This is a genomic window from Microbacterium sp. NPDC089320 (assembly GCF_040684875.1).
Lineage (GTDB): Bacteria > Actinomycetota > Actinomycetes > Actinomycetales > Microbacteriaceae > Microbacterium.
The window spans coordinates 195992-219399 of sequence record NZ_JBFBGY010000005.1; the positions used below are offsets into that span (position 1 = coordinate 195992).

General features: G+C 68.9%; 17 protein-coding genes. 8 read left to right on the top strand and 9 right to left on the bottom strand.

Features of this window, described 5'->3' with window-relative positions; translation table 11 throughout:
- Positions 1-338 precede the first annotated feature (338 nt).
- Positions 339-1736: an RHS repeat-associated core domain-containing protein gene (locus AB0N61_RS15030; RefSeq protein WP_363365147.1), complete on the bottom strand. Its 1398-nt coding sequence runs from the start codon at positions 1734-1736 to the stop codon at positions 339-341.
- Between the two features lie 293 nt (positions 1737-2029).
- On the opposite strand from AB0N61_RS15030, the gene AB0N61_RS15035 reads away from it, so the two are divergent.
- From AB0N61_RS15035 to AB0N61_RS15060, 6 genes are read left to right on the top strand one after another with little or no spacing between them, the layout of a single operon-like run.
- Positions 2030-2119, top strand: a complete 90-nt coding sequence (locus AB0N61_RS15035) for a potassium-transporting ATPase subunit F (protein WP_363365148.1) — start codon at positions 2030-2032, stop codon at positions 2117-2119.
- Positions 2119-3816, top strand: a complete 1698-nt coding sequence (gene kdpA, locus AB0N61_RS15040) for a potassium-transporting ATPase subunit KdpA (protein ID WP_363365150.1) — start codon at positions 2119-2121, stop codon at positions 3814-3816. Before AB0N61_RS15035 ends, kdpA begins: the two co-directional genes overlap by 1 nt.
- A gap of 1 nt (position 3817) precedes the next feature.
- Positions 3818-5974 carry a potassium-transporting ATPase subunit KdpB gene (gene kdpB / locus AB0N61_RS15045; protein ID WP_363365152.1) on the top strand — a complete coding sequence of 719 codons (2157 nt, stop codon included), beginning with the start codon at positions 3818-3820 and terminating at the stop codon, positions 5972-5974.
- A gap of 21 nt (positions 5975-5995) precedes the next feature.
- Positions 5996-6595: a potassium-transporting ATPase subunit KdpC gene (kdpC, locus tag AB0N61_RS15050; protein WP_363365153.1), complete on the top strand. Its 600-nt coding sequence runs from the start codon at positions 5996-5998 to the stop codon at positions 6593-6595.
- Complete coding sequence (locus AB0N61_RS15055; RefSeq protein ID WP_363365154.1) at positions 6595-9132, top strand: ATP-binding protein; 2538 nt, start codon at positions 6595-6597, stop codon at positions 9130-9132. Before kdpC ends, AB0N61_RS15055 begins: the two co-directional genes overlap by 1 nt.
- Entirely contained in the window at positions 9129-9800 is a 672-nt protein-coding gene (locus tag AB0N61_RS15060; RefSeq protein WP_363365155.1) for a response regulator, read from the top strand. The genes AB0N61_RS15055 and AB0N61_RS15060 overlap by 4 nt, the downstream gene beginning before the upstream one ends.
- A gap of 27 nt (positions 9801-9827) precedes the next feature.
- Here the strand turns inward: AB0N61_RS15060 and AB0N61_RS15065 are convergent, their stop codons facing one another.
- Positions 9828-10634, bottom strand: a complete 807-nt coding sequence (locus AB0N61_RS15065; protein WP_363365156.1) for a TspO/MBR family protein — start codon at positions 10632-10634, stop codon at positions 9828-9830.
- 105 nt (positions 10635-10739) lie between these two features.
- Positions 10740-11303, bottom strand: coding sequence for a TetR/AcrR family transcriptional regulator (locus tag AB0N61_RS15070; protein ID WP_363365157.1), 564 nt, complete (start codon positions 11301-11303; stop codon positions 10740-10742).
- 95 nt (positions 11304-11398) lie between these two features.
- On the opposite strand from AB0N61_RS15070, the gene AB0N61_RS15075 reads away from it, so the two are divergent.
- Positions 11399-12241, top strand: coding sequence for an alpha/beta hydrolase (locus AB0N61_RS15075; protein ID WP_363365158.1), 843 nt, complete (start codon positions 11399-11401; stop codon positions 12239-12241).
- 144 nt (positions 12242-12385) lie between these two features.
- Here the strand turns inward: AB0N61_RS15075 and AB0N61_RS15080 are convergent, their stop codons facing one another.
- From AB0N61_RS15080 to AB0N61_RS15100, 5 genes are all read right to left on the bottom strand, one after another.
- Positions 12386-15148, bottom strand: a complete 2763-nt coding sequence (locus AB0N61_RS15080; RefSeq protein WP_363365160.1) for a glycosyl hydrolase 53 family protein — start codon at positions 15146-15148, stop codon at positions 12386-12388.
- A gap of 28 nt (positions 15149-15176) precedes the next feature.
- Positions 15177-16088 carry an ABC transporter permease subunit gene (locus tag AB0N61_RS15085; RefSeq protein ID WP_363365161.1) on the bottom strand — a complete coding sequence of 304 codons (912 nt, stop codon included), beginning with the start codon at positions 16086-16088 and terminating at the stop codon, positions 15177-15179.
- Positions 16088-17710: an ABC transporter permease subunit gene (locus AB0N61_RS15090; RefSeq protein WP_363365162.1), complete on the bottom strand. Its 1623-nt coding sequence runs from the start codon at positions 17708-17710 to the stop codon at positions 16088-16090. The genes AB0N61_RS15085 and AB0N61_RS15090 overlap by 1 nt, the downstream gene beginning before the upstream one ends.
- Before the next feature lie 64 nt (positions 17711-17774).
- Entirely contained in the window at positions 17775-19001 is a 1227-nt protein-coding gene (locus AB0N61_RS15095) for an extracellular solute-binding protein (RefSeq protein WP_363365163.1), read from the bottom strand.
- A 116-nt stretch (positions 19002-19117) separates the two neighbouring features.
- Positions 19118-21124 carry a beta-galactosidase gene (locus AB0N61_RS15100; protein ID WP_363365164.1) on the bottom strand — a complete coding sequence of 669 codons (2007 nt, stop codon included), beginning with the start codon at positions 21122-21124 and terminating at the stop codon, positions 19118-19120.
- Between the two features lie 215 nt (positions 21125-21339).
- Between AB0N61_RS15100 and AB0N61_RS15105 the strand changes: the two genes are divergently transcribed.
- Positions 21340-22347, top strand: coding sequence for a LacI family DNA-binding transcriptional regulator (locus AB0N61_RS15105; protein ID WP_363365165.1), 1008 nt, complete (start codon positions 21340-21342; stop codon positions 22345-22347).
- Between the two features lie 152 nt (positions 22348-22499).
- Here AB0N61_RS15105 and AB0N61_RS15110 read toward each other — a convergent pair whose 3' ends face one another.
- Complete coding sequence (locus tag AB0N61_RS15110) at positions 22500-23366, bottom strand: alpha/beta hydrolase (RefSeq protein ID WP_363365166.1); 867 nt, start codon at positions 23364-23366, stop codon at positions 22500-22502.
- Positions 23367-23408 lie beyond the last annotated feature (42 nt).

A 23408-nucleotide genomic window follows, 5' to 3' on the forward strand; every position in this document is an offset into this window, starting at 1 on the left:
CCCACCCGCTACCGAAAAAATCCGGGTCGTTCTGACCGGGATCTCCAAACGCAGCCTGCATATAGGCGAATATGCTCGTGCCCCCGACCTTCTCAGCGTCCCGTTTCATACCCCACAGCAGCGGCTTCCACCTCACCGACCCCAGGAAGGAAACAGCAACAAGTACGATGCCTAGAAGTCCCGCAATGATCCGATTCGGCCAGGGCACTCCTTGTAAAGAGGGTGCGGCGATGCATACTAACCCAGCAAACAACGCCACTGCCATGGCGAAGCTCCGAGTTAGTGTTGTCGCTGGACCGATCGGTGCGCTATGTAGCGTGTTGAGCCAGTCGTTCGATTCACCAGGCAATTTCAGGTCTCCTCGCTGCTCCAGGGAGGGAAGTCATGAACATCACGCCCCCCGTGAGCGTACTGAAGATTCCACCTGCCAACACTCCACCGAGTGGTCCGCCTAGCACGCCGATGGCGTTACCGGCTGCCGCCCCTCCGAGGCTTACCAGGCATAGAGGATCCCAGGCGTGCGCGACGCAGTCGGCGAGGACGCCCACTGTTCCCCAAGCTGTCGCCGCCCATCCGGCGACGGTTGCTAGGCCAAGCAAAGGGGCTGCGACCACGGGGACCTTGACGCTAAAGGCAGCGACGGCAAGACCCGTGCTCGCTACACCCGCCGCGAACGAGGCGATGCTCATCGCAGAGGCGATCGTCGAAGTGATGATGTACCCGGGGCGCACTGGCTTTGAGGCCCTGACGGAGGCGGGTGTGTCAAGCCACCGCCCGCGCTTACCAGCGTTTGTCGGGCCCCCCAGTTCCTTAGCTGGTGCAAACGACCACTTCTCACCGCTGAGGTCATCCATATTGATGGGGTCGGTGGGCCACGCGTAGTCATTCGCGCCGCCGCCCTCAACCGGGTCGACCTGCAGGAATCGGCCCAGCGCGGGAACATACAACCGGACACCCATCTCGACCACGAGTGTCGATCCCACCGACTCCGCTGGCTTCAAGGCGCCCTGATGCCACAGCGTATTTCCCGCGACCTGACCGGTGTCATTCGACGCCGCCGTGCCGACCGCGAACGTCACCGGGTCCACCGGCTGCCCGAACGGATCCCACAGCAGCAACGCCCCATTCGTCCCACTCGACCGGGTCATCAACCCGTGACCGGCAAGATTCGGGAACGACCACGTCACCGTGCCCGCCTGACTCGTCCACGACACCCCACCCGGCAACCCCACACTGCGGGTCAGGGCAGTGCCGACCTTCTGGCCCCACGCCGCATCCCCCGCCGCCGCGAACAGATACCGCGTCACCACCGCAGGAGCAGACCCCGCCGGATCCGTAGTCCGCGACACGATACGCCCCGTCGAATCCCGCACTATCACCACGGTCGAACCATCCGCATACGTCGTCCCGACATGGCGGTTCGCAGCGTCGTAGGTGAACTGCATGTCGCCCAGACGCGTCGTGTTGCCCCGCGCGTCGTAGACGATCTCCGCCGCCGGAACACCATCCGCCACACTCGACGCGCCCGGGATTGCCCCCGTCACCGCCGTCGACCGCAACCGGTCAGCCCAGTCGTAGCAGTACGAGGTCTGCTGTCTGACCTGAGGCCGCCGCTTCTCGTCCTGCAGCGGCCGATTCGGCCGCCCTCTACCTGCACCACGAACGGCACCGACCGAATACGACAACAGCGCGGAAAATGACTGCGATCGGAGCGGGTCGGCGTCCGAGCGGGTCACCCGAACCGAAGGAGAACTCCCAGATCGAAGGATCGGATGCCGGATTGGCTCCTTCTTTGCGTGAGATCTCCTTCACAACGCGCGGCCACACCGCTCGGCCGCGCGGCCACACCGCCCCGGAACGTGAGCAACTCGCATGCATCCCGCACGCCCCCGTAGGCAAAGCGTGAGGATCGCCATATGCCGGTCGGCACGGGGGTTGTATCGAGTCTCGTGCTCGACATCATCTACATCGCGCTGACTCTCGCGCTGTTCGCCCTCGTCTCTCTCGTCGCAAAGGGGGTGGAGCGACTGTGATCGTCTTCGAGATCATCGCTGCCGCACTCGGCGTGGCCGCCGTCGTCTACCTCGTGGTGGCTCTCGTCGCCCCGGAGAAGTTCTGATGGGCGCGGGTTCTTCGACGGGCGCCGACCTCTGGTTCGGCATCCTCCAGGCCGCCGTGCTCGTCGTCGCCCTCGTGCTGCTGTACCGGCCGGTGGGCGACTACATGGCGCACGTCTTCAGCACGCCGCGCGACCTGAAGGCCGAGAGGGGCATCTACCGACTGATCGGGGTCGACCCGGCATCCGAGCAGACCTGGCGGGCCTACGCCCGCAGCGTGCTCGCATTCTCGGTGGTCGGCCTGCTGCTGGTCTACGGGCTGCAGCGTCTGCAGGGCTTCCTGCCCGAGTCGCTCGGGCTCCCCGCGGTTCCCGAAGGTCTGGCGTTCAACACCGCCGCGTCGTTCGTCGCGAACACCAACTGGCAGTCGTACTCACCCGAGCAGACCATGGGCTACACCGTGCAGCTCGCCGGCCTCACCGTGCAGAACTTCGTCTCGGCAGCCGTCGGCCTCGCCGTGGCGGTCGCTCTGATCCGCGGCTTCGCCCGCCGGGGCTCGACCACCATCGGCAACTTCTGGGTCGACCTGATCCGCGGACTCGGACGCATCCTGCTGCCCATCGCCCTGCTCGGCGCCATCGCCCTGATCGCGGGCGGTGTCGTGCAGAACTTCGCCGGCTTCACCGATATGACCACGATCTCAGGCGGCACTCAGAGCATCCCCGGCGGACCGGTCGCCTCGCAGGAGGCGATCAAGCTGCTCGGCACCAACGGCGGCGGCTTCTTCAACGCCAACTCGGCGCATCCATTCGAGAACCCGACCGGCTGGACCAACCTGCTGCAGATCCTGCTGATCCTCGTGATCCCGTTCGCGCTGCCCCGCACGTTCGGCCGCATGATCGACGACAACCGTCAGGGCTACGCGATCGCGGCCGTGATGGGCACGATCTTCCTGGTCTCGACCTTCGCCCTCTCGGCCCTCGAACTCGCCGGCCGTGGCAGCGCCCCTGAACTCGCGGGGGCAGCGATGGAGGGCAAGGAGGTGCGCTTCGACATCCTCGGGTCCGCGCTCTTCGGCAGCGCGAGCACGCTGACCTCGACCGGGGCCGTCAACTCGATGCACGACTCGTACACCGCACTCGGCGGCATGATGCCGATGCTCAACATGATGCTCGGCGAGGTCGCCCCCGGCGGCGTCGGCACCGGTCTCTACGGCATGCTCGTGCTCGCTGTCATCGCCGTGTTCGTCGGCGGTCTGCTCGTGGGCCGCACCCCCGAGTACCTCGGCAAGCGCATCGGCCCGAAGGAGATCAAGCTCGCGAGCCTCTACATCCTCGTGACGCCCACACTGGTGCTCGCCGGCACAGCGTTGAGCTTCGCGATCCCCGGCATCCGATCGGATGTCGAATCGACCAGCATCCTCAACCCGGGTGTCCACGGCATGAGCGAGGTGCTCTATGCCTTCACCTCGGCGGCGAACAACAACGGCTCGGCCTTCGCCGGACTCACCGCCAACACCCCCTGGTTCAACACCGCGCTGGGTGTCGCCATGCTGCTCGGCCGGTTCATCCCGATCGTGCTCGTGCTGGCCCTGGCAGGGTCGTTCGCCTCGCAGCAGCGCGTGCCCGAGAACACCGGAACCCTGCCCACGCACCGACCGCAGTTCGTCGGCCTCCTCACCGCCGTCGCAGTCGTCATCACGGCACTCACCTACTTCCCCGTGCTCGCACTGGGACCCCTCGCTGAAGGACTCGTCTGACATGACCCTCATCACCACGCCCTCCGAATCACCGTCGGAACAGCAGGATGCTGCGGCATCCGGTTCCGCGCCCGCAGCCCCCGCGCGCTCGTTCGGCTGGGCCCCGTTGACGCAGGCCCTGCCCGGGGCGTTGCGCAAGCTCAACCCGGCGTCGCTCGTGCGCAACCCCGTGATGCTGCTCGTCTGGGTCGGCGCCGCATTCACGACCGTGCTCGCGATCGCCGAGCCGTTCCTCGGCGGCCCGGCCGACTCGGGCGGAACGCCGGTTCCTGCGCCGTTCACGTGGGGCATCGCGATCTGGCTGTGGCTGACCGTGCTGTTCGCCAACGTCGCGGAATCGGTGGCCGAGGGGCGCGGCAAGGCCCAGGCGGCGAGCCTGCGCAAGACCCGCACCAGCACGATGGCGCGCCGGGTCGTTCGCTATGACGCAAGCGCGGATGCCGCGGCCGAGCGCTCGGAGACCGTCGAGGTCTCGTCGGCCGAGCTGCAGCGCGAGGACATCGTGATCGTGACGGCGGGCGAGCTGATCCCCGGCGACGGCGACATCGTGGCGGGCATCGCGACCGTCGACGAATCGGCCATCACCGGCGAGAGCGCCCCGGTCATCCGCGAGTCGGGCGGCGACCGCAGCGCCGTCACCGGAGGCACCCGCGTGCTGTCGGACCGCATCGTCGTACGCATCACCTCGAAGCCCGGCGAGACGTTCGTCGACCGCATGATCGCACTCGTCGAGGGCGCCAGCCGTCAGCGCACCCCCAACGAGATCGCACTCAACATCCTGCTCGCGAGCCTGTCGATCGTGTTCGTCGTGGTGGTGCTCGCCCTCAACCCGATCGCATCGTATGCCGCGTCGCCCGTCAGCATCCCGGTGCTGATCGCCCTGCTCGTGTGCCTGATCCCGACCACGATCGGCGCCCTGCTCTCGGCCATCGGCATCGCCGGCATGGACCGACTCGTGCAGCGCAACGTGCTCGCGATGTCGGGTCGCGCGGTCGAGGCCGCGGGTGACGTCACGACCCTGCTGCTCGACAAGACCGGCACCATCACCTACGGCAATCGCCAGGCTCACGAGGTGCTGCCGCTGGCCGGGGTCGACCCCGAGGAGCTGCTGTTCCTCGCCGCGCAGTCGTCGCTCGCCGACCCGACCCCCGAGGGCGCCTCGATCGTCGCACTCGCCCGGTCGCGCGGCATCCAGGTCGACGAGCCCACCGGCGCCACGATCGTGCCGTTCACCGCCCAGACCCGCATGTCGGGACTCGACCTGCTCGGCGGGACGCAGATCCGCAAGGGAGCAGGCTCGGCGATCAGCGCCTGGCTCGGACGCGAGTCGGATGCCGAGCTGACCGCCCTCGTCGACGGGGTCGCGTCGAGCGGTGGCACGCCCCTCGTCGTCGCCGTGAAGCACGAGACGGGCGAGGGCCGGGTGCTCGGCGTCGTGCACCTCAAAGACATCGTGAAAGACGGCCTGCGCGAGCGGTTCGACGAGCTGCGCAGCATGGGCATCCGCACCGTCATGATCACGGGCGACAACCCGCTGACCGCCGCGGCGATCGCGAAGGAGGCCGGCGTCGACGACTTCCTCGCAGAGGCCACACCCGAGCAGAAGCTCGAGCTGATCAAGCGCGAACAGGAGGGCGGCCGACTCGTCGCCATGACCGGCGACGGCACGAACGACGCTCCGGCACTGGCCCAGGCCGATGTCGGGGTGGCGATGAACACGGGCACGTCGGCCGCGAAGGAGGCCGGCAACATGGTCGACCTCGACTCCGACCCGACCAAGCTCATCGACATCGTGCGCATCGGCAAGCAGCTGCTCATCACCCGCGGCGCCCTCACCACGTTCTCGCTCGCGAACGACATCGCCAAGTACTTCGCCATCATCCCGGCGATGTTCATGGGGGTCTTCCCCGGGCTCGCCGCGCTGAACATCATGCAGCTGCACTCGCCGGCATCCGCAGTGACGAGCGCCATCATCTTCAACGCGATCGTGATCGTGTTCCTCATCCCGCTCGCACTGCGCGGAGTGACGTACCGGCCGGCGAGCGCGTCGCAGATCCTGCAGCGCAACCTGCTCGTCTACGGCCTCGGCGGTGTGATCGCGCCGTTCATCGGCATCAAGCTGATCGACCTCGTCATCACCCTCATCCCCGGCTTCTGACCTCGCTTCGAAAGGCACCCCATGTCCTCCTCCCGCACCGTCGCCCGCACCACCGGCGTCGCGATCCGCGCGATGCTCGTGCTCACCCTCGTGCTCGGCGTCGGCTACACGCTCGTCGTCACCGGCATCGGTCAGCTGCTGCTGCCGTTCCAGGCGAACGGCTCTCCGCTGGCAGACGACAAGGGCAGCTCGCTGATCGGGCAGTCCTTCACGGATGCCGACGGCGAGGCGCTGCCCGAGTACTTCCAGTCGCGTCCGTCGGCCGCCGGTGACGGTTACGACGGAACCGCATCCAGTGGCAGCAACCTGGGCCCCGAGAACCCCGACCTCGTCGCGGCGATCGGCGAGCGCCGGGCCGCCATCGCCGAGCGCGAGGGCGTGAGCGCGGATGCCGTGCCGGCCGACGCCGTGACAGCATCGGGCTCGGGCCTCGACCCGCACATCAGCGTCGCGTACGCGCTGCTGCAGGTGGCGCGTGTCGCCGACGAACGGGACCTGCCCGAGCAGCGGGTGCGCGACCTCGTGGAGTCTAGGATTCAAGGGCGGGATCTGGGATTCCTCGGCGAAGAACGCATCAACGTCGCCGAACTCAATCTCGCGCTCGACGAGCAGGAGGGCTGATGACGCCAGAGCGCCACGGCAAGCGCGGCCGACTCCGCGTGCTGCTGGGTGCAGCCCCCGGTGTCGGCAAGACCTTCGAGATGCTCGTCGAAGGACGCCGGCTGCTCGACGAGGGCCGGGATGTGGTGATCGCGGTGGTCGAGACGCATGACCGGGCCGCCACGGCCGCGCAGACCATCGGCATCCCCGAGGTTCCCCGGCGCGTCGATCTGCACCGGGGCGTGCCGCTGAGCGAGATGGATCTGAACGCGGTGCTCGCGCGGCGACCCGAGATCGCGCTGGTCGACGAGCTCGCCCACACGAACACCCCCGGATCGCACAACACGAAGCGCTGGCAGGACGTCGGCGCACTGCTCGACGCGGGCATCGACGTCGTCACGACCGTCAACGTGCAGCACATCGAGTCGCTGAACGCGGTGGTCGAGAAGATCACCGGCATCGCGCAGCAGGAGACGATCCCGGATGCCGTGGTGCGCGCCGCCGACGAGATCGAGGTCGTCGACCTGGCGCCGCAGACGCTGCGCGACCGCCTGTCGGCCGGACTCGTCTATCCGGCGGAACGGATCGACGCCGCCCTGTCGAACTACTTCCGACTCGGCAACCTCACGGCGCTCCGCGAACTCGCCCTGCTCTGGCTCGCCGACGAGGTCGACAGCGCACTGCGCAGCTATCGCGCCGACCACGGCATCGAGGGCACCTGGCAGGCCCGCGAGCGCGTGGTCGTCGCCCTCACCGGCGGTCCCGAGGGCGAGACGCTGCTGCGACGCGGAGCCCGGATCGCCGCGCGCTCGGCAGGCGGCGAACTGCTCGCGGTGCACATCGCCGCGCAGGACGGGCTGCGCGACGAGACGCCCGGTGCCCTGGCGGCGCAGCGGTCGCTCGTCGAATCTCTCGGCGGCAGCTTCCATCAGATCATCGGCGACGACATCCCCGGCACTCTCGTCGAGTTCGCCCATGGCGCGGACGCCACGCAGCTCGTGATCGGGGTCAGCCGCCGCGGTCGTCTCGCCGCGGCACTCACCGGACCGGGCATCGGCTCCGAAGTCATCCGCCGCTCGGGCGACATCGACGTGCACATCGTCACGCACGCCGCCGCCGGCGGTCGGGTCGCCCTCCCCCGCATCACGGGCGGCGCTCTGGGCTGGCGGCGTCAGCTGCTCGGCTTCGTCATCGCGCTGGTCGTGGGGCCCCTTCTCTCGTGGGCGATGTTCGCCTACCGCAGCCCCGAGTCGATCACGGTCGAGGTGCTCGCGTTCCAGCTGCTCGTGGTCATCGTCGCGCTCGTGGGCGGGCTGAGACCTGCCGTCTTCGCGGCGGTGCTGTCGGGCATCACACTGGACTTCCTGTTCGTCTCGCCGATCTTCACGATCACGATCGCGCATCCGCTGCACGTACTCGCGCTCGCGCTGTATGTCGTGATCGCCATTCTCGTCAGCATCATCGTCGACCAGGCGGCGCGACGAGCACGCACCGCTCAACGCGCAGCCGCAGAGGCGGAACTGCTCGCCGCCGTCGCCGGCAATGTGCTGCGCGGCGACAACGCGGTGCTCGCCCTGGTCAGCCGCACCCGAGAGGCGTTCGGGCTCACCGGCGTGCGCCTGCTCAGTGCCGACGGCGAGGTGCTCGCCAGTGACGGCGAACCCGTTCCCGACGGCCGCGCCACGACGATCCCGGTCGGTGCGGGAGGGTCGGCACCCGCCGTGCTCGAACTGCACGGCGAACCGCTCGACACCCCGGCTCGGCGCCTGCTCGACGCGATCGTCGCGCAGCTGGCGGCCGCGATCGAGCACACCGACCTGCGCGCGACGGCCCGAGAGGTGGCCGCCCTCGCCGAGACCGATCAGGTGCGCAGCGCGCTGCTCTCGGCCGTCAGCCACGACCTTCGTCGCCCGCTCGCCTCGGCCGTCGCTGCGATCGGCGGACTCCGCGGCGCTCACGGTCTGTCGGCATCCGATCGGGAAGAGCTGCTCGCGACCGCCGATGAGAGTCTCGCGACCCTGTCGTCGCTCGTGACCGACCTGCTCGACGTCAGCCGAGTGCAGGCGGGCGTGCTCGCCGTCTCGAGCATGCGGCTCGACGTCGCGGGTCCCGTTCTCGCCGCCGTCGACGAGCTCGGGCTCGGACCGGGCGATGTCGAGCTGGCACTCGACGCCGACCTTCCGGCCGTCTCGGCCGACCCGGTGCTGCTGCAGCGGGTGCTGGTGAATGTGATCGCGAACGCGCACCGCCACGCCCCCGCCGACAGCCGGGTGATCGTGTCGACGAGCACCATCGGCGAGCGGGCGGAGATCCGCATCATCGATCGCGGTGCCGGGGTTCCCCGCGAGAAGCGCGACCAGATCTTCCAGCCGTTCCAGCGCCTCGGCGACACCGACAACACCACCGGCCTCGGCCTCGGCCTCGCTCTGTCGCGCGGATTCGCCGAGGGCATGGGCGGTACTCTGACACCCGAGGACACCCCCGGCGGTGGACTCACCATGGTCATCTCTCTGCCGCTCGCCGCACAGACCGATTTCATGCAGGAGGAGACGGAGTGAAGCTCCTCATCGCCGACGACGACCCGCAGATGGTGCGCGCGCTGCGCATCACGCTCGCCGCCCACGGGTACGAGGTGGTCGTCGCACCGGATGGCGCCGCAGCCGTGGCCGCCGCCGCACAGACGCACCCCGACCTCATCATGCTCGACCTCGGGATGCCGCGGCTCGACGGCATCGAGGTCATCCAGGCGCTGCGGGGATGGACGACCGTGCCGATCATCGTCGTCTCGGGCCGCACCGGGTCGGCAGACAAGGTCGAGGCACTGGATGCCGGAGCCGACGACTTCGTCACCAAGCCGTTCCAGGTCGACGAGCTGCTCGCCCGGCTGAGGGCGCTGTCGCGTCGGGCGATGCCCGCGGGCGGAGAGTCGACCGTCGGGTTCGGCGATGTGGTCGTCGACCTCTCGACGAAGACCGTCACGCGGGCGGGCTCGCGCGTGCACCTGACACCGACGGAATGGCGCATGCTCGAGCACCTCGCGCGGCATCCCGGGGCCCTGGTCACTCGGCAGGATCTGCTCAAGGAGATCTGGGGCAGCGAGCAGGTGTCCGACTCGGGCTACCTGCGGTTGTACATGTCGCAGCTGCGCAAGAAGCTGGAGGCCGAGCCGAGCGCCCCGGTGCACCTGCTCACCGAATCGGGCATGGGCTACCGACTGGTGCTCTGAGGTCTCGGGGCCGGGCGCGGGGGTCTCTCAGCGCGCGGTGTCGCGCGGGGTGTCAGCACGGGGTCGGCGCAGGACTCCCCACACGCCGGCGGCGACGAGAGCGACCGCCACGACGATCGCCGCAATGGCCGTGACCATGCTCTCGGGCTCTCCGGTGAGGCGTCCCACGGCCAGCCAGCCGAGGCCCCACGCGGTCGCGAGCGCCGGAGCGATGCGCCGGGTGACGAGTGCGGTGGCGACGCCGATCACCAGCACGACCGTAAGCACGCCGACCGCCCAGAGCTCCGCCTGATCGGCCCAGCTCTCGGGGGCGATCTGGGTCAGCCAGGCCGTCGCGTTCGCCACGGTCGCGATCGTGACCCAGCCGAAGTGCAGCCCGTTCGCGCCGTCGACGACGATGCGCTCGGGCCACGTGCGTGCCCGGCTGCGTCCGAGGATCACGATGACCCGCGCGAGGGTCGCGAGCAGCACGGCGATCACGAGCACGGTCAGGGGCAGCGAGAGGAACTGCGCCGTCACGAGCCAGAGCCCGTTGAGGATCATCGACGCGGCGATCCATCCGCCGACCGCGCGCTGGCGCTCATCTGCCCGCTGCGACGGGAGCGCCTGCCACACCGTGTAGGCGATGAGACCGAGGTAGATCAGCGACCAGATCGAGAACGCGGGGCCGGCGGGCGCGAGGTACGACCCCTGCGCCGACAGTGCTCCGTCCTGCAGCTCGCTGACCGAGGTGCCGCCGAATGCGCCGGACCCGACGGCCGCTGCGATCAGCATGAAGACGGCCGAGGCGATGATGACCGTCTGGCGGATGATGTCCTGCGTCCGGGAGTCCATGCTCCGAACGGTACGCGCGTGCGCGACTCCCGCACAGACCCTTGACTCTCGCCAGGCGAACAGCTAGCCAGGCTAGCGATACGACGCCGGGCGGCGGAGTCGGGATCAGGCAGCGACGGCAGCGTCGATCAAGACCTCGGCGGCGTTGCGCGCCTGCGCGGCGACCTGGGGGTCAGCCGCGATCGCCGCGGTGCTCTGCGCGCCCTCGGCGAGGATCGAGAGCTGAGCCGCCAAGGATGCCGGCGCTCCGGCATCCACGACGAGGCCCGCCATGTATGCCTGGAACGACGCCTTGTGGTCGCGCACGATCTCCGCGACCTCCGGGTTCGTGCCACCGAGCTCGCCGAAGGCGTTGATGAACGCGCAGCCGCGGAAGTCGTCGGTGCAGAACCAGTCCTCGAGGTATCCGTAGACGGCGAGCAGGCGATCGCGCGGATCGCTCCCGGCATCCGCCACCGCCCCCGTCAGCCCGGACTCCCACTCCGCATGCTTGCGCGCGAGAACCGCCGCGACGATGTCGGTCTTCGACGGGAACAGTGCATACAGCTTGCGCAGCGACACGCCGGCCGCAGCCCGCAGCTCATCCATGCCCACGGCCGCGTAGCCCTTGCGGTAGTAGAGCTCGTCGGCCGCCGCGAGGATCTGCTCGCGCGCTGTGTCGTCGGTCATCTCTCCAGTGTACTTGACATGAGAACGAGCGTTCTCTACAGTGGGGAGCATCACCGAGAACGACCGTTCTCGCCAGACCGCAAAGGATCAGGATCATGGGTTACATCACCGTCGGAAACGAGAACAGCGCCCCGATCGAGCTCTACTACGAAGACCAGGGATCGGGTCAGCCCGTCGTCCTGATCCACGGCTACCCCCTCGACGGCCACAGCTGGGAGCGCCAGACCCGCGAGCTGCTCGCTCAGGGCTACCGCGTCATCACCTACGACCGCCGCGGCTTCGGCCAGTCGTCGAAGGTCAACGCCGGCTACGACTACGACACGTTCGCCGCCGACCTCAACACCGTGCTCGAGACCCTCGACCTGCGCGACGTCGTGCTGGTCGGATTCTCGATGGGCACCGGAGAGCTGGCCCGCTATGTCGCGAAGTACGGCCACGACCGGGTCGCCAAGCTGGCGTTCCTCGCGTCGCTCGAGCCGTTCCTCGTGCAGCGCGACGACAACCCCGAGGGCGTCCCGCAGGACGTCTTCGACGGCATCGCCGCCGCTGCCAAGGGCGACCGCTTCGCCTGGTTCACGCAGTTCTACAACGACTTCTACAACCTCGACGAGAACCTCGGCTCGCGCATCAGCCAGGAGGCCGTCACCGGCAGCTGGAACGTCGCGATCGGCAGCGCCCCCGTCGCCGCCTACGCCGTCGTCCCGTCGTGGATCGAGGACTTCCGTGGTGACGTCGACGCCGTGCGCGACGCCGCGAAGCCGACCCTCATCCTGCACGGCACCAAGGACAACATCCTGCCGATCGATGCGACCGCCCGCCGCTTCCATCAGGCCGTTCCCGCGGCGACCTATGTCGAGGTCGAGGGCGCACCCCACGGTCTGCTCTGGACGCACGCCGACGAGGTCAACGCCGCGCTGAAGGACTTCCTCAGCAAGTAATCGGAACGACAGCCGCGGCATCCGGACCCGAACCGGATGCCGCGGCATCCGTCTGACGTGCGCGCTGCCGCTGCGCCGGGCTCCGCGAGCCGCAGGCACAGAAACTGCGACCGCAACGGAGCTCGACCCGGCCCGCGGATGCCGTCAGCGCGTGACCTTGACCGTGAGCGTCTTGCTCTCGCTGCTTCCCGCGGCGTTCACGAACTCGACGTGGTAAGTGTGCTTGCCGACCGATCTCCCGTCGACCGCCACCGAGACCCGCTGCGCCGCAGGGCTGTTCGCCGCCACCGCTCCCTCCTTCAGCAGCACGCCGTCTTCGTACAGGCGGTATGACGTCGCGTTCGTGCCCCACCACATGTCGGCGGTCACTGTGTACGAGCCGTCGCCGTCCCCGTTGTCGGCCGAGAGCACGGGCGTGCCGGGCACGGCATCCTTCACCTTCACCGTCACCGGCTGCACCGCGGTCACCCCGCGGGAGTTCACGAGCTCGCCGGTGTAGACGTACGACCCGTTCTTCTTGCCGGTCACCGCGACCCGGGCGACCTGCGCCGACGTGCCCCCGAACGTGAGCGGCACGGTCGCGATCAGCACGCCGTTCTCGAACACGCGCAGCTTCGTGGCGTTCTGCCCCCACCACAGGTTCATGGTCACCGTGAAGTCGCCGTCGAGCAGGCCCGTGTCGTGGCCGTTGTCGTGCGACAGCACACCACGGGCCGGAGCTGCTGTCGCCGAATCCTTCAGGACGAGGGCGTCGACGGCAGCGTCCAGTGCGTCCTGCGCGCCCGCGACCGTAGAGGCACTCGGGCTCGCCGCGGCCAGCACGATGTCAGCCCGATCGATCGCGTCGGGCAGTGCACCCGTCGACCACTCGACGTACGCTGCGAGATCGAGTGCTGCTGCAGCATCCCGGCGCTCCCGCAGCGCGGAAGTATCGGCACCGGGCACCGGTTCGCCCACGAGCTCCAGGTCGTCGATCGTGCCCCACGCGCCCACCGGCAGTGCCGCAGAGACGCGCACCACGGCCGTGCCGTCGGCACCGACCTGCAGCGCCTGGGTCGTGGGCGTCGACCACACACGCCAGCCGTCGAGGCCGAAGGGCGCGGGCGATCCGGCGACGCCAGAAGAAGACAGCGACAGCGACGCACGCCCGTCGGCGCCCTCGCCGTCGCCCTGCAGCGACGCCCGTGCGACATACGACCCCGCCGGGAGCCCGGTCACAGTCTGCGAGAGGTCGAATGAGTATGCGGATGCCGAGTAGAAGTGCGCCGAGTGTGTGCCGCTGCGGGGGTCGTCCCACGCACGCAGAGACAGACCCGACCCGGTGACCGTCCACATGCTCGTGTCGGCATCCTCGAAGCCGGGGTTGCGCAGGAAGTTGCGCGCCGAGACCGTCACGACGGCTGACGCCGCGAGGCCGGCATCCGTCGTCCCCGCGATCGCGTACTCGCCGACGCCCTCGATGAAGTCGGCGGCCGACGACCAGGTGACCGACTGCTGCTCGGAGGACCCGTCGTTGTAGAGCACGGTGACTTCGCCCGGAAGCTCGACCGCGTCGCCCTCGGTCAACTGCAGCTCGACGGGCTGCACCGATTCGACCGCTCGCGGAGCCTGAGCGCCGGTGCGCACGTACGAGAAGATGTTCAGCGCGTCGGATGCCGTCCCGTCGACGTCGAACAGCGCCTGGTTGTCCCATGCGGATCCGCCGAACCAGTGCCCGGCATCCTCCGGCTCGTACTCGCCCGCGAAGCTCGACGCCCATCCCGACCCGTCACGCTCCCACAGCACCTTGTTCTGCTCGAGCTGCGAGGGCGGGCCGACGGGCAGCCAGGCGGGCTCCCAGTAGTAGACCCCGAGTCCGGCCTCGCCCACGTCGGCGACGGCCTGGACGACCGCTCGCACCGCATCCGCCTGCCCCTGGCGACTCACCGGATACTGCGTCGCCTCGGACGGCAGGTCGATCACGTTGCCGTGGCCGTCTGCGTCGTCGAGCGTGAACGCCCACGAGGTCTCGGCGACCATGACCTTCTTGCCGTAGGTCTCGGCCACGTGCGAGAGCACGGACGTGAGGTTCTCGGGGGTCCCATGCCAGAACGGGTAGTACGACGACGCGAACACGTCGTAGTCGACATCACGACGGTCGAGCTGCGCCGCGACATCGGCGTAGAACCCCGCGCGCTCGGGGTTCGTGAAGTGCAGCGCGACGAGCGTGTCGGGCGATTCGGCGCGCACCGCGGCGGAACCGGCCGAGAACACCTTCGCCATGTCATCCCAGCCGCGCACCCCGGCCACTCCGCCGTTGGTCTCGTTGCCGACCTGCACCATGCGCAGGTCGACGCCCGCATCGACCAGACGCCGCACGGCATCGCGCGTGAAGTCTCCGACCTCGGCCGCGACCTGATCGACCGTCATCCCCTCCCACGCCTTGGGCACCTGCTGCTTCGCGGGGTCGGCCCAGAAGTCGGAGTAGTGGAAGTCGACGAGCACACCGAGTCCCGCATCCGTCGCGCGCTGCGAGATCTCGATCGCCCGATCCACATCGACATCACCTCCGCCGTAGCCGTTGCCGTTCGCGTCGAACGGGTCGTTCCAGACCCGCACGCGCACGTCGGTGACCCCGGCATCGGCGAGGATCTCGAACAGATCGCCGTGTGCGCCCTGGCCGTCGCGGAACACGACACCGGATGCTTCGAGCGACAGCACCGACGAGACGTCCACGCCGCCGATGAAGTCGTCGGGCAGGTTCTCGACGCGGGGCACGGTGATGGTGGCATCGACCGGCCCGGCGGCGGCGACAGCCGCAGGTGCGGATGCCGCGGCGGCCGAGGCCGGCAGCCCCACCCCGATGAGGGCGACGGCGGTCACCGTGGCGAGGGCGGTGGAGAGAAGGGAACGCGTGCGACGGTGCATGACGGCCTTTCGAGCGTGGAGGTGCGGATCAGCCCTTGACGGATCCTTGGGTGAGCCCGCCCACGATGTACTTCTGCAGCGAGAAGAACAGCGCGAGCACGGGCACGGCGGCGACCACGACACCGGCGGCGAAGAGCCCCCAGCGCGAGGTCAGCTGGTTGGACACCCACTGGTACATGCCGACGGCGAGGGTCCAGTTGTCCTCAGAGGTGAGGATGATCTTCGACAGGATGAAGTCGCCGAAGGCCGCGAGGAATGCGAGCAGCGCGACGACCGCGAGGATCGGCACGACCAGCGGCATGATGAGCCGCCAGAAGATCTGCGCGTGGGTGGCTCCGTCGATCTTCGCCGACTCGTCGATCTCGACCGGGATCGTGTTGAAGAAGCCGTACATCAGGAAGGTGTTGGCCCCGAGGGCACCTCCGAGATACACGCAGATCAGGGCGATCTTCGAGTTGATGCCGAGCGCCGGCACGACCTCGCCGATCGTCTGCAGCATCAGGAAGATCGCGATGAACGCGAGCGCCTGGGGGAACATCTGCAGCACGAGCAGAGTCGTGAGACTCGCACGACGACCGCTGAAGCGGAATCGCGAGAACGCATACGCGCCGCAGGCGCCCATGAGCACCGACCCGATCGCGGTCACCCCGCCGATGAGCAGCGTGTTGCCGAACCACACCCAGTAGCGCGATTCACCCAGCGCGATGTAGTTCGCGGGGTCGAACGCACTGAACAGCGCGCTGGATGCCGCGAGGCTGCCGTTCGGGTTGAGCGACGCCGACAGCACATAGACGAGGGGGAACGCGGCGAAGAACAGCACGCCCGCGGCCAGGATGTACTTCCAGCCGACCTCGCTCCACCAGCGACGCCGACGTGCACCCGCACGGGCGGCCTGCGCATCCTTCGATGAACCGGTCACGATGACCCTGGTCTCACTCATCACTGGTACTCCTCGAGCTTGCGGGTCTGTCGGAAGCTCAGCGCTGAGATGAGACCGACCACGATGAAGGCGACGATCGACAGCGCACTCGCGAGACCGTAGTCGGCCGCACCGCCCGAGACGCCCGAGACGTCGTAGATGGCCGAGACGAGGATGTCGGTCGATCCGAGTGCATACGGTGCTCCCGCGATCGAGGGCCCGCCGTTGTTGAACGTGTAGATCACGGTGAAGTTGTTGAACGCGACCGCGAACGAGGCGATCAGCAGGGGGGCCGTCGAGACCAGCAGCAGCGGCAGCACGATCGCGCGGAAGCGCTGCAGCTTGTTCGCGCCGTCGATCTCGGCCGCCTCGAGCGTCTCGCCGGGAAGCGACTGCAGCGCGCCGGTGCACACCAGGAACCAGTACGGGTAGCTCAGCCATACGTTCACGAAGATCACGGCGGCACGGGTGAGCCACGGATCGCCGAGCCAGTTGATGCTCGACCCGAAGAAGAACAGGTCGTTGATCACGCCGAACTCGGCGTTGAACATGCCGCGGAACAGCAGCGCGGCCATGAAGGCGGGGAAGGCGTACGGGAGGATGAACAGCGCTCGCAGGAACCGGCGACCCTTGACGCGTGGGTCGTTGTAGACGATCGCCAGTCCGAGTCCGACGGCGAAGCTGAGGACGACCGAGAGGATCGCGAACGCGAAGGTCCAGACCGTGACGCTCAGCAGGGTGCCCGCGAGATTCGCATCCGTGAACAGCTTCACGAAGTTGGCGAAGCCGACGTTGACCGCCCACCCGGTCGGCAATGCCGTGCCGTCCTCGGCGACGAACGCGCCGAGCCCGGTGGCGGTGTAGACCGTGCCCGACTGCGTGTCCGTGATGGTCTGCGCGTCGGCATCCCACACCAGCGTCGGTTCGTAGACCGAGCCGGTCGATCCCTCGCGGGTGCGGATCGAGCCGTCGTTCGGGTCGTCCGACACGGGAACGCGGAGGTCCTTGATCGTGGCGCCGAGCGCCGGATCGGTCAGCACGGTCGCCCGTGGGATGACCTCCCAGCCGGGCACCTCGCTCGGAGCGCCGGTGGTGCCGACCTCCGCTCCGGATGCGGTGGCCAGCGGCTCGGTCGCAGATCCGACCTGCACGTCGCCGTCGTCGTCGACGATCGCGAAGCCGAGCTCGCCGCCGCGCTGCACGACCGACAGCGGGTAGTCGGACGAGCCCTCGACGCGGCGCTCGCCCTGGATCAGTGCGGCCTCGACCGCCTGTTCCTGCGTGCCGACATGACCGGTGCCGTAGTTGGTGAACGCGATGTAGGCCGTGTAGCCGAAGATGAAGACCTGGAACACGAGCAGGAAGACCAGCCCCGGCAGCAGGTACTTCAGGGGCAGCGCCTTGCGAGTGAAGTACACCCAGTCGGCGATGATCACGAGCAGCACGACGACGCCGAGCACGATCCACGACTCGGCGCTCCAGGCCGAGATCGCCGTCATGATGCCGAAGGCGTTGACCAGCGCCATGAGCGCGAGCTTGATGAGGAATCCCCAGCCGAGGCCGCGGAAGCGGCGGGCGTGGGACTCACGCGAGGGTGCCACCACGGGGGTGGGGGCCTCGGTGGGCGGTGCCTGGATCGTCATGTGTGCGTCCTGTCTGCGGATCGCGGGGCGGGGAGGCGTTCGGGCGCCTCCCCGCCCTGCAGGGTCAGCCGGCGAGAGTCGTCTCGAGGTCGGCGACCATGGTGTTCCACGTCGACACCGGGTCGGCGCCGTTGATGATCTGCACCTGAGCGGCGTTCCACAGGTCCCAGACCGAGCCCATCTCGGGGATCGACGGCATCGGCACGCCGCCCTGAGCCGAAGCCACGAAGCCAGCCGTGATCGGGTCGGACGACACCTCGTCGGCGAGCGTCGACCACGCGGGGATGCGGGGGTCGGCCTCGTACAGCGCGCGCTGCGCGTCTTCGGTGCCGAGGTAGTTCACGAGGAACTCCTGGGCGAGAAGCGCGTTCTTGCTCTTGCTCGACAGGTAGAAGCCCTGCACGCCCACGAACGGGGCAGCGGCCTCGCCACCCGCCGAGGGGATCGGGTTCACGGCGACGTTGACGCCATCGAACGCGCTGATCGCCCACGGACCCTGGATCGTGTACGGAGCCTTGCCCGACGCGAACAGCTCGTTGTTGATGTCGTAGTCGATCGTGGTCGAGATGTAGCCGGTGCCCGTCGAGCCGTTGGCTCCGAGCCACGTCGCGAAGGCCTCGCCGGGCGCTCCGCCCATGCCGACCTCGGTCGTGTACGAGCCGGTGTCGTCCTGCACGAACACGGGGGCGCCGAACGACGTCTGCAGTCCGTACATCGTGTATCCGTCACCGGTCTCGCCCGCGGTGTTGATCACGAACGGACGCTCGGTGCCTGCGGCGAGGCCCTTGGCGATCATGTCGTCCCACGTCGCGGGAGCCTCTTCGCCGACCAGGTCGGTGTTCTGGATCAGCGCGATGGTCTCGAGCGAGTACGGCATCGCGTAGAGCTGGCCGTCGTACGTCATGGCGTCGAGGGCGACCTGCTCGAACTCCGAGGCCTTGTCGCCGAGGTCGATCGTGTCGACGACACCGGCCGCGACGAGGGCGCCGAGCCAGTCGTGGGCGCCCACCGTGATGTCGGGGCCCTCTCCGGTCGGCACCTGCGCGATGAAGTCGTTGCGGAGGTCTTCGAAGTTCTTCTGCACGAGGGTGACCTTCGCGCCGGTCTCCTCCTCGAACGCCTCGGCGGCTGCCGTGATCGCGGCTTCGCGCTCGGCATCCGTCCAGATCACGAGTTCGGCGCCGTCTCCGGATGCCGTGTCGTCGCCGCCGTCCTGGGCGCCGGCGGAGCAGCCCGCGAGGACCACGGCCGCGGCCAGAGCGAGTGCGCCGACTCCGATGTGCTTGCGCATGCGTTTTCCTATCTGTCGTGGCCGACGATGCGCTGCGCGTCATCGCGACCGGGGTGGGGTGGTGCTGGGGTGGAGCGGGTGGTGCAGGGTGGAGCTGTTCGTTGCTGATCGTGCGGTCAGTGGGAGGTGCGGATGACGGCGACGCCGCCCGCCGCGACGGTCAGGGAACCCGAGATCTCGGTGCCGCTGAGGAGCTCGACGCCCGAGGCCTCGAGCTCGACATCGTCGTCGCGGTGGTTGACGGCGATGCGGTAGACCGCGTCGTCGCCGTGGCGCGTGATGACCTCGAGTCCGTCGGCGACAGCGGGCGGGGTGACCTCGGCATCCGCGTAGACCTCGTGGAGCAGCGCGCGCATGCCCGCCGCATCCAGACGGGTGCCGACGTACCAGCCGGTTCCGGCGCCGTGCGCGTTCCGCGTGATCGCCGGCTCGCCCTCGCCGGGACCGCCCGAGAAGTTCGCGACGACCTCGGCTCCTTCGAGCGCGATGTCCTCCTGCCAGACGTCGGCGACGACGCCCTCGTGGTCGACCCAGTCGAGGCCGTGACTCTCGCCCTCACGCAGCGGCAGGAACTCCTCGACCGTGAGGCCGAGCGCATCGCGCAGCGGAGCGACGAAGCCGCCCGCGTGCACGGCGTCGTTCTCGTCGACGATCGCCGAGAAGAACGACACGAGCAGGGTGCCGCCGCCGTGCACGTAGGCGGTGAGGTTGGCGGCATCCGCGGCGCTCAGCATGTACTGAGCCGGGGCGACGACGAGGCGGTAGCCGGAGAGGTCCTGACCGGGGAGGGCGAAGTCGACCGTGATGCCGTCACGCCAGAGCTGCTCATAGAAGCGACGCACCTGCGCTGCGTGCGTGACGTCTTCGGACGGGCGCCATTCGAGGTCCTGTGCCCAGAACGACTCGAAGTCCCAGAGGATCGCGACGTCGGCCTTCACGACACTGCCCTGCACCTCGTCGAGGCGGCCGAGCGCGGCGCCCAGGTCGACGACCTCGCGGAAGACGCGCGACTCCGTGCCGGCGTGCGGCAGCATCGCCGAGTGGAACTTCTCGGCACCCGAGCGCCCTGCGCGCCACTGGAAGAAGAGGATGCCGTCGGCACCGCGGCCGAGATGCGTGAGCGAGTTGCGCTTCATCTCTCCCCGGCGCTTCGCGATGTTGCGCGGCTGCCAGTTCACGGCCGACGTCGAGTGCTCCATGAGGATCCACGGCTTGCCGCCGCCCACCGAGCGGCTGAGGTCGGCCGCGATCGCCAGGCCGATATGCGCGTCTTCGTCGGCGGCCCACAGGTAGTGGTCGTCCGAGACGATGTCGACCTCGCGACCCCAGGCCCAGAGGTCCGTGGTCCAGCTCTGGTTCGCCATGAAATTGGTCGTGACCGGCTGGGAGGCATGCGCGCGGATCGCGTCACGCTCGGCGATGAAGCACGCGCGCAGCTGGTGATCGGTGAAGCGCGCGAAGTCGAGGCGCTGGGCCGGGTTCACGACGCTCGGGGCGATGGCCGGGGCACCGACGTGCTCCCATGCCGAGTAGTGCTGGCCCCAGAAGGCGGTGCCCCATGCGCTGTTCAGCGCCTCGAGCGAGCCGTACTTCTCCTGAAGCCAGAGCCGGAAGGCGGCGACCGCGTCGGGCGAGTAGTCCTCGCCGACGGGAACGCCGTACTCGTTGTGCACGTGCCAGAGCACGACGGCAGGATGCTGCGCGTAGCGCGCCGCGAGAGCATCCGCGATCCGCACGATCGCCTCGCGATACGCGGGCGACGAGTGCGACGCCATGCCGCGGGAGCCGAAGCCCATCGTGCGGCCCTCGCGGTCGATCACGCGCGCCTCGGGGTGGTTCGCGAAGAACCAGGCGGGCGGGGATGCGGTGGGTGTGCCGAGGTCGACCGCGATGCCGTTCTCGTGCAGCAGGTCGAGCAGCTCGTCGAGCCAGGCGAAGTCGAATTCGGCCTCGGCCACCTCGATGAGCGCCCACGAGAAGATGCCGACGCTGACCAGGTTCACCCCGGCCTCGCGCATGAGGATGACGTCTTCGCGCCACGTCTCGGGCGACCACTGCTCGGGGTTGTAGTCGCCGCCATAGGCGATTCCGCGCAGGTCGGGCCAGGCGTGGGGCGAGGTCATCGGCACTCCATCGGGTCGGTGTGGTCGTCGTGCAGGTCCCGAGATGCTGTCGCTCATTCGACTGGGACCGGTCTCAGGTTGTCACGTGGATGTGACTGGGACCGGTCTCAGTTCTACCTCACGTCACCGGTCGATCACAACCGCCGTTACCGAACTGAGACCGGTCCCAGGTTGGACTACCGCTGGACGGGATGCTGTGGGTAGAGTCACAGGCGATGAGTGATGTCAGCGCGAAGCGCAAGCCGACGATCCGCCAGATCGCGGCGCAGGCGGGGGTCTCCCGCAGCACGGTCTCGCGAGTGATCAACGGCGGGCACTGGGTGTCCCCTGACGCCAGACAGGCGGTCGAAGAGGCGATCCTCGCCACCGGCTACACCGCCAATCACCACGCACGCAGCCTCGCGACCGGTCGCGCCGGATCACTCGCCTTCCTGCTCACCGAGCCGCAGCAGCTGCTCTTCGACGACCCGACGTTCGCGCTGCTGCTGCGCGGAGCCGCCGAAGCACTCGCCCAGCGAGCCATGACCCTCGTGCTGCTCGTCGCCGGAACCCCCGCCGAGCGCGAGAGCGTCGCCCAGTTCCTCAGCGCCGGACACGTCGACGGCGTCATGCTCATCTCGTCGCATGAGTCCGATCCCCTGCTCGACCAGCTGATCGAGGTCGGCATCCCCACGGTGTGCTGCGGCGTGCCGCTGGGACACGAACGAGAGCTGTCGACCATCTCGGTCGACGAGGTCGCCTCCGCCCGCACGATGGCCGCACACCTCGTGGCGCAGGGGCACCGCCGCATCGGCATGATCGCCGGCCCCGACGACACCCCGGGTGGGCGCTACCGCCTGGTCGGCTTCCGCGACGAGCTCGGCGAGCTCTTCGACGAGACCCTCGTCGAGCAGGGCGACTACTCCTACGAGTCGGGACTCGCCGCCATGACCCGGATGCTCGAGCACGATGTGGACGCCGTGTTCGCGGCATCCGACCGCATGGCCGCCGGCGCGATCGCCGCCGCCCGTCGAGCCGGACGCCGTGTGCCCGAGGACATCGCGATCGCAGGGTTCGACGACTCCGGCCTCGCCGCCACGCACGAGCCGCCCATCACGACAATGCGCCAGCCGTGGGATCAGATCAGCGCGCAGATGGTCGCCGTGCTGCTCGAGGTCATCGCCGGAGCATCCCCCCGCTCGGTCATCCTCGACACCGAGCTCGTCGTGCGCGCCAGCGCGTAGGCGCCTGCCGTCGTGCGATGCTCCGGTCGCTCCGGTCGCAGTTCGTGCCGCCCGCTACCGCTCCGGTCGCAGTTCGTGCCGCCGCGCGCCGCTCGACGCGACACGAACTGCGACCTGAACACCCGACGCGGGGGGATGCCGACGATCGTGACCTACGGCCGGTCGAGCACCTCGCGGAGCTTCGAGGCGAAGGCCTCGGGCTGACCGGCATAGCCGAACTCGCCACCCATGAACCCGCCGTGGTGACTGGGAAAGACCGTCGCCTGCTGGCCGAGCTTCTCAGCCAGTGCGAGAGCGGTGCGTCCGGTGTAGACCGTGAGGGACTCCTCCCCCACGGCGACGACGATCCGGGTGGGCGCCGCCGTGAGCGCAGCGAGGTCCGGCTGGTAGAGCGGCACCGCCCACGAGAGCTCCGACAGAAGTGGGTCGTCGCGCGTGCCGTCGTCGTCCGTCGGCATCCCGAACGCCGCGGGGTCGGGGGCCGGCTGAGCGAGGAACGCCTCGGTGACCTCGCCCTCCCACGAGGTCATCGCGACGAACGCCGCCATTCCGGCACCCCAGCCCCTGTCCTGATACGCCCGGGTGTACGCCACCCGGGCGCGATGCACTTCTTCGGCATCCGGCAGCACACTGTCGATCGGCGGCTCATGAGCGACCAGGGTCGCGACGTCGTGCGGGTGAGCGGTGACCAGGGCGAGCGCGGTCACGGCCCCGCCGCTGCTCGCGAGCATGTCGACAGGTCCTGCGCCGAGCGCCTCGATGATCGCGTGGACGTCCTCGGCCTGGACGTCGGGCTCGTTCGTGACCCCGCCGTCTTTGCGGACGCTCCGGCCCAGGCCGCGCGGGTCGTAGGTCACGACGGTGCGGTCGTCGAACAGCGCCACCTGGGCCTGGAAGCCGCTCGCGTCCATCGGCTGGCCGATCATCATCAGCGGCGGACGACCATCCGCTGTCGGAAGCGGCCCATGCACGTCGTAGACCAGGTCGACGTCCGGGAGCTCCAGCGTGTGCTGCGTCATCGGGTGGCCTCCTCGTCGTCGAACGATTCCACTGGGATGCTA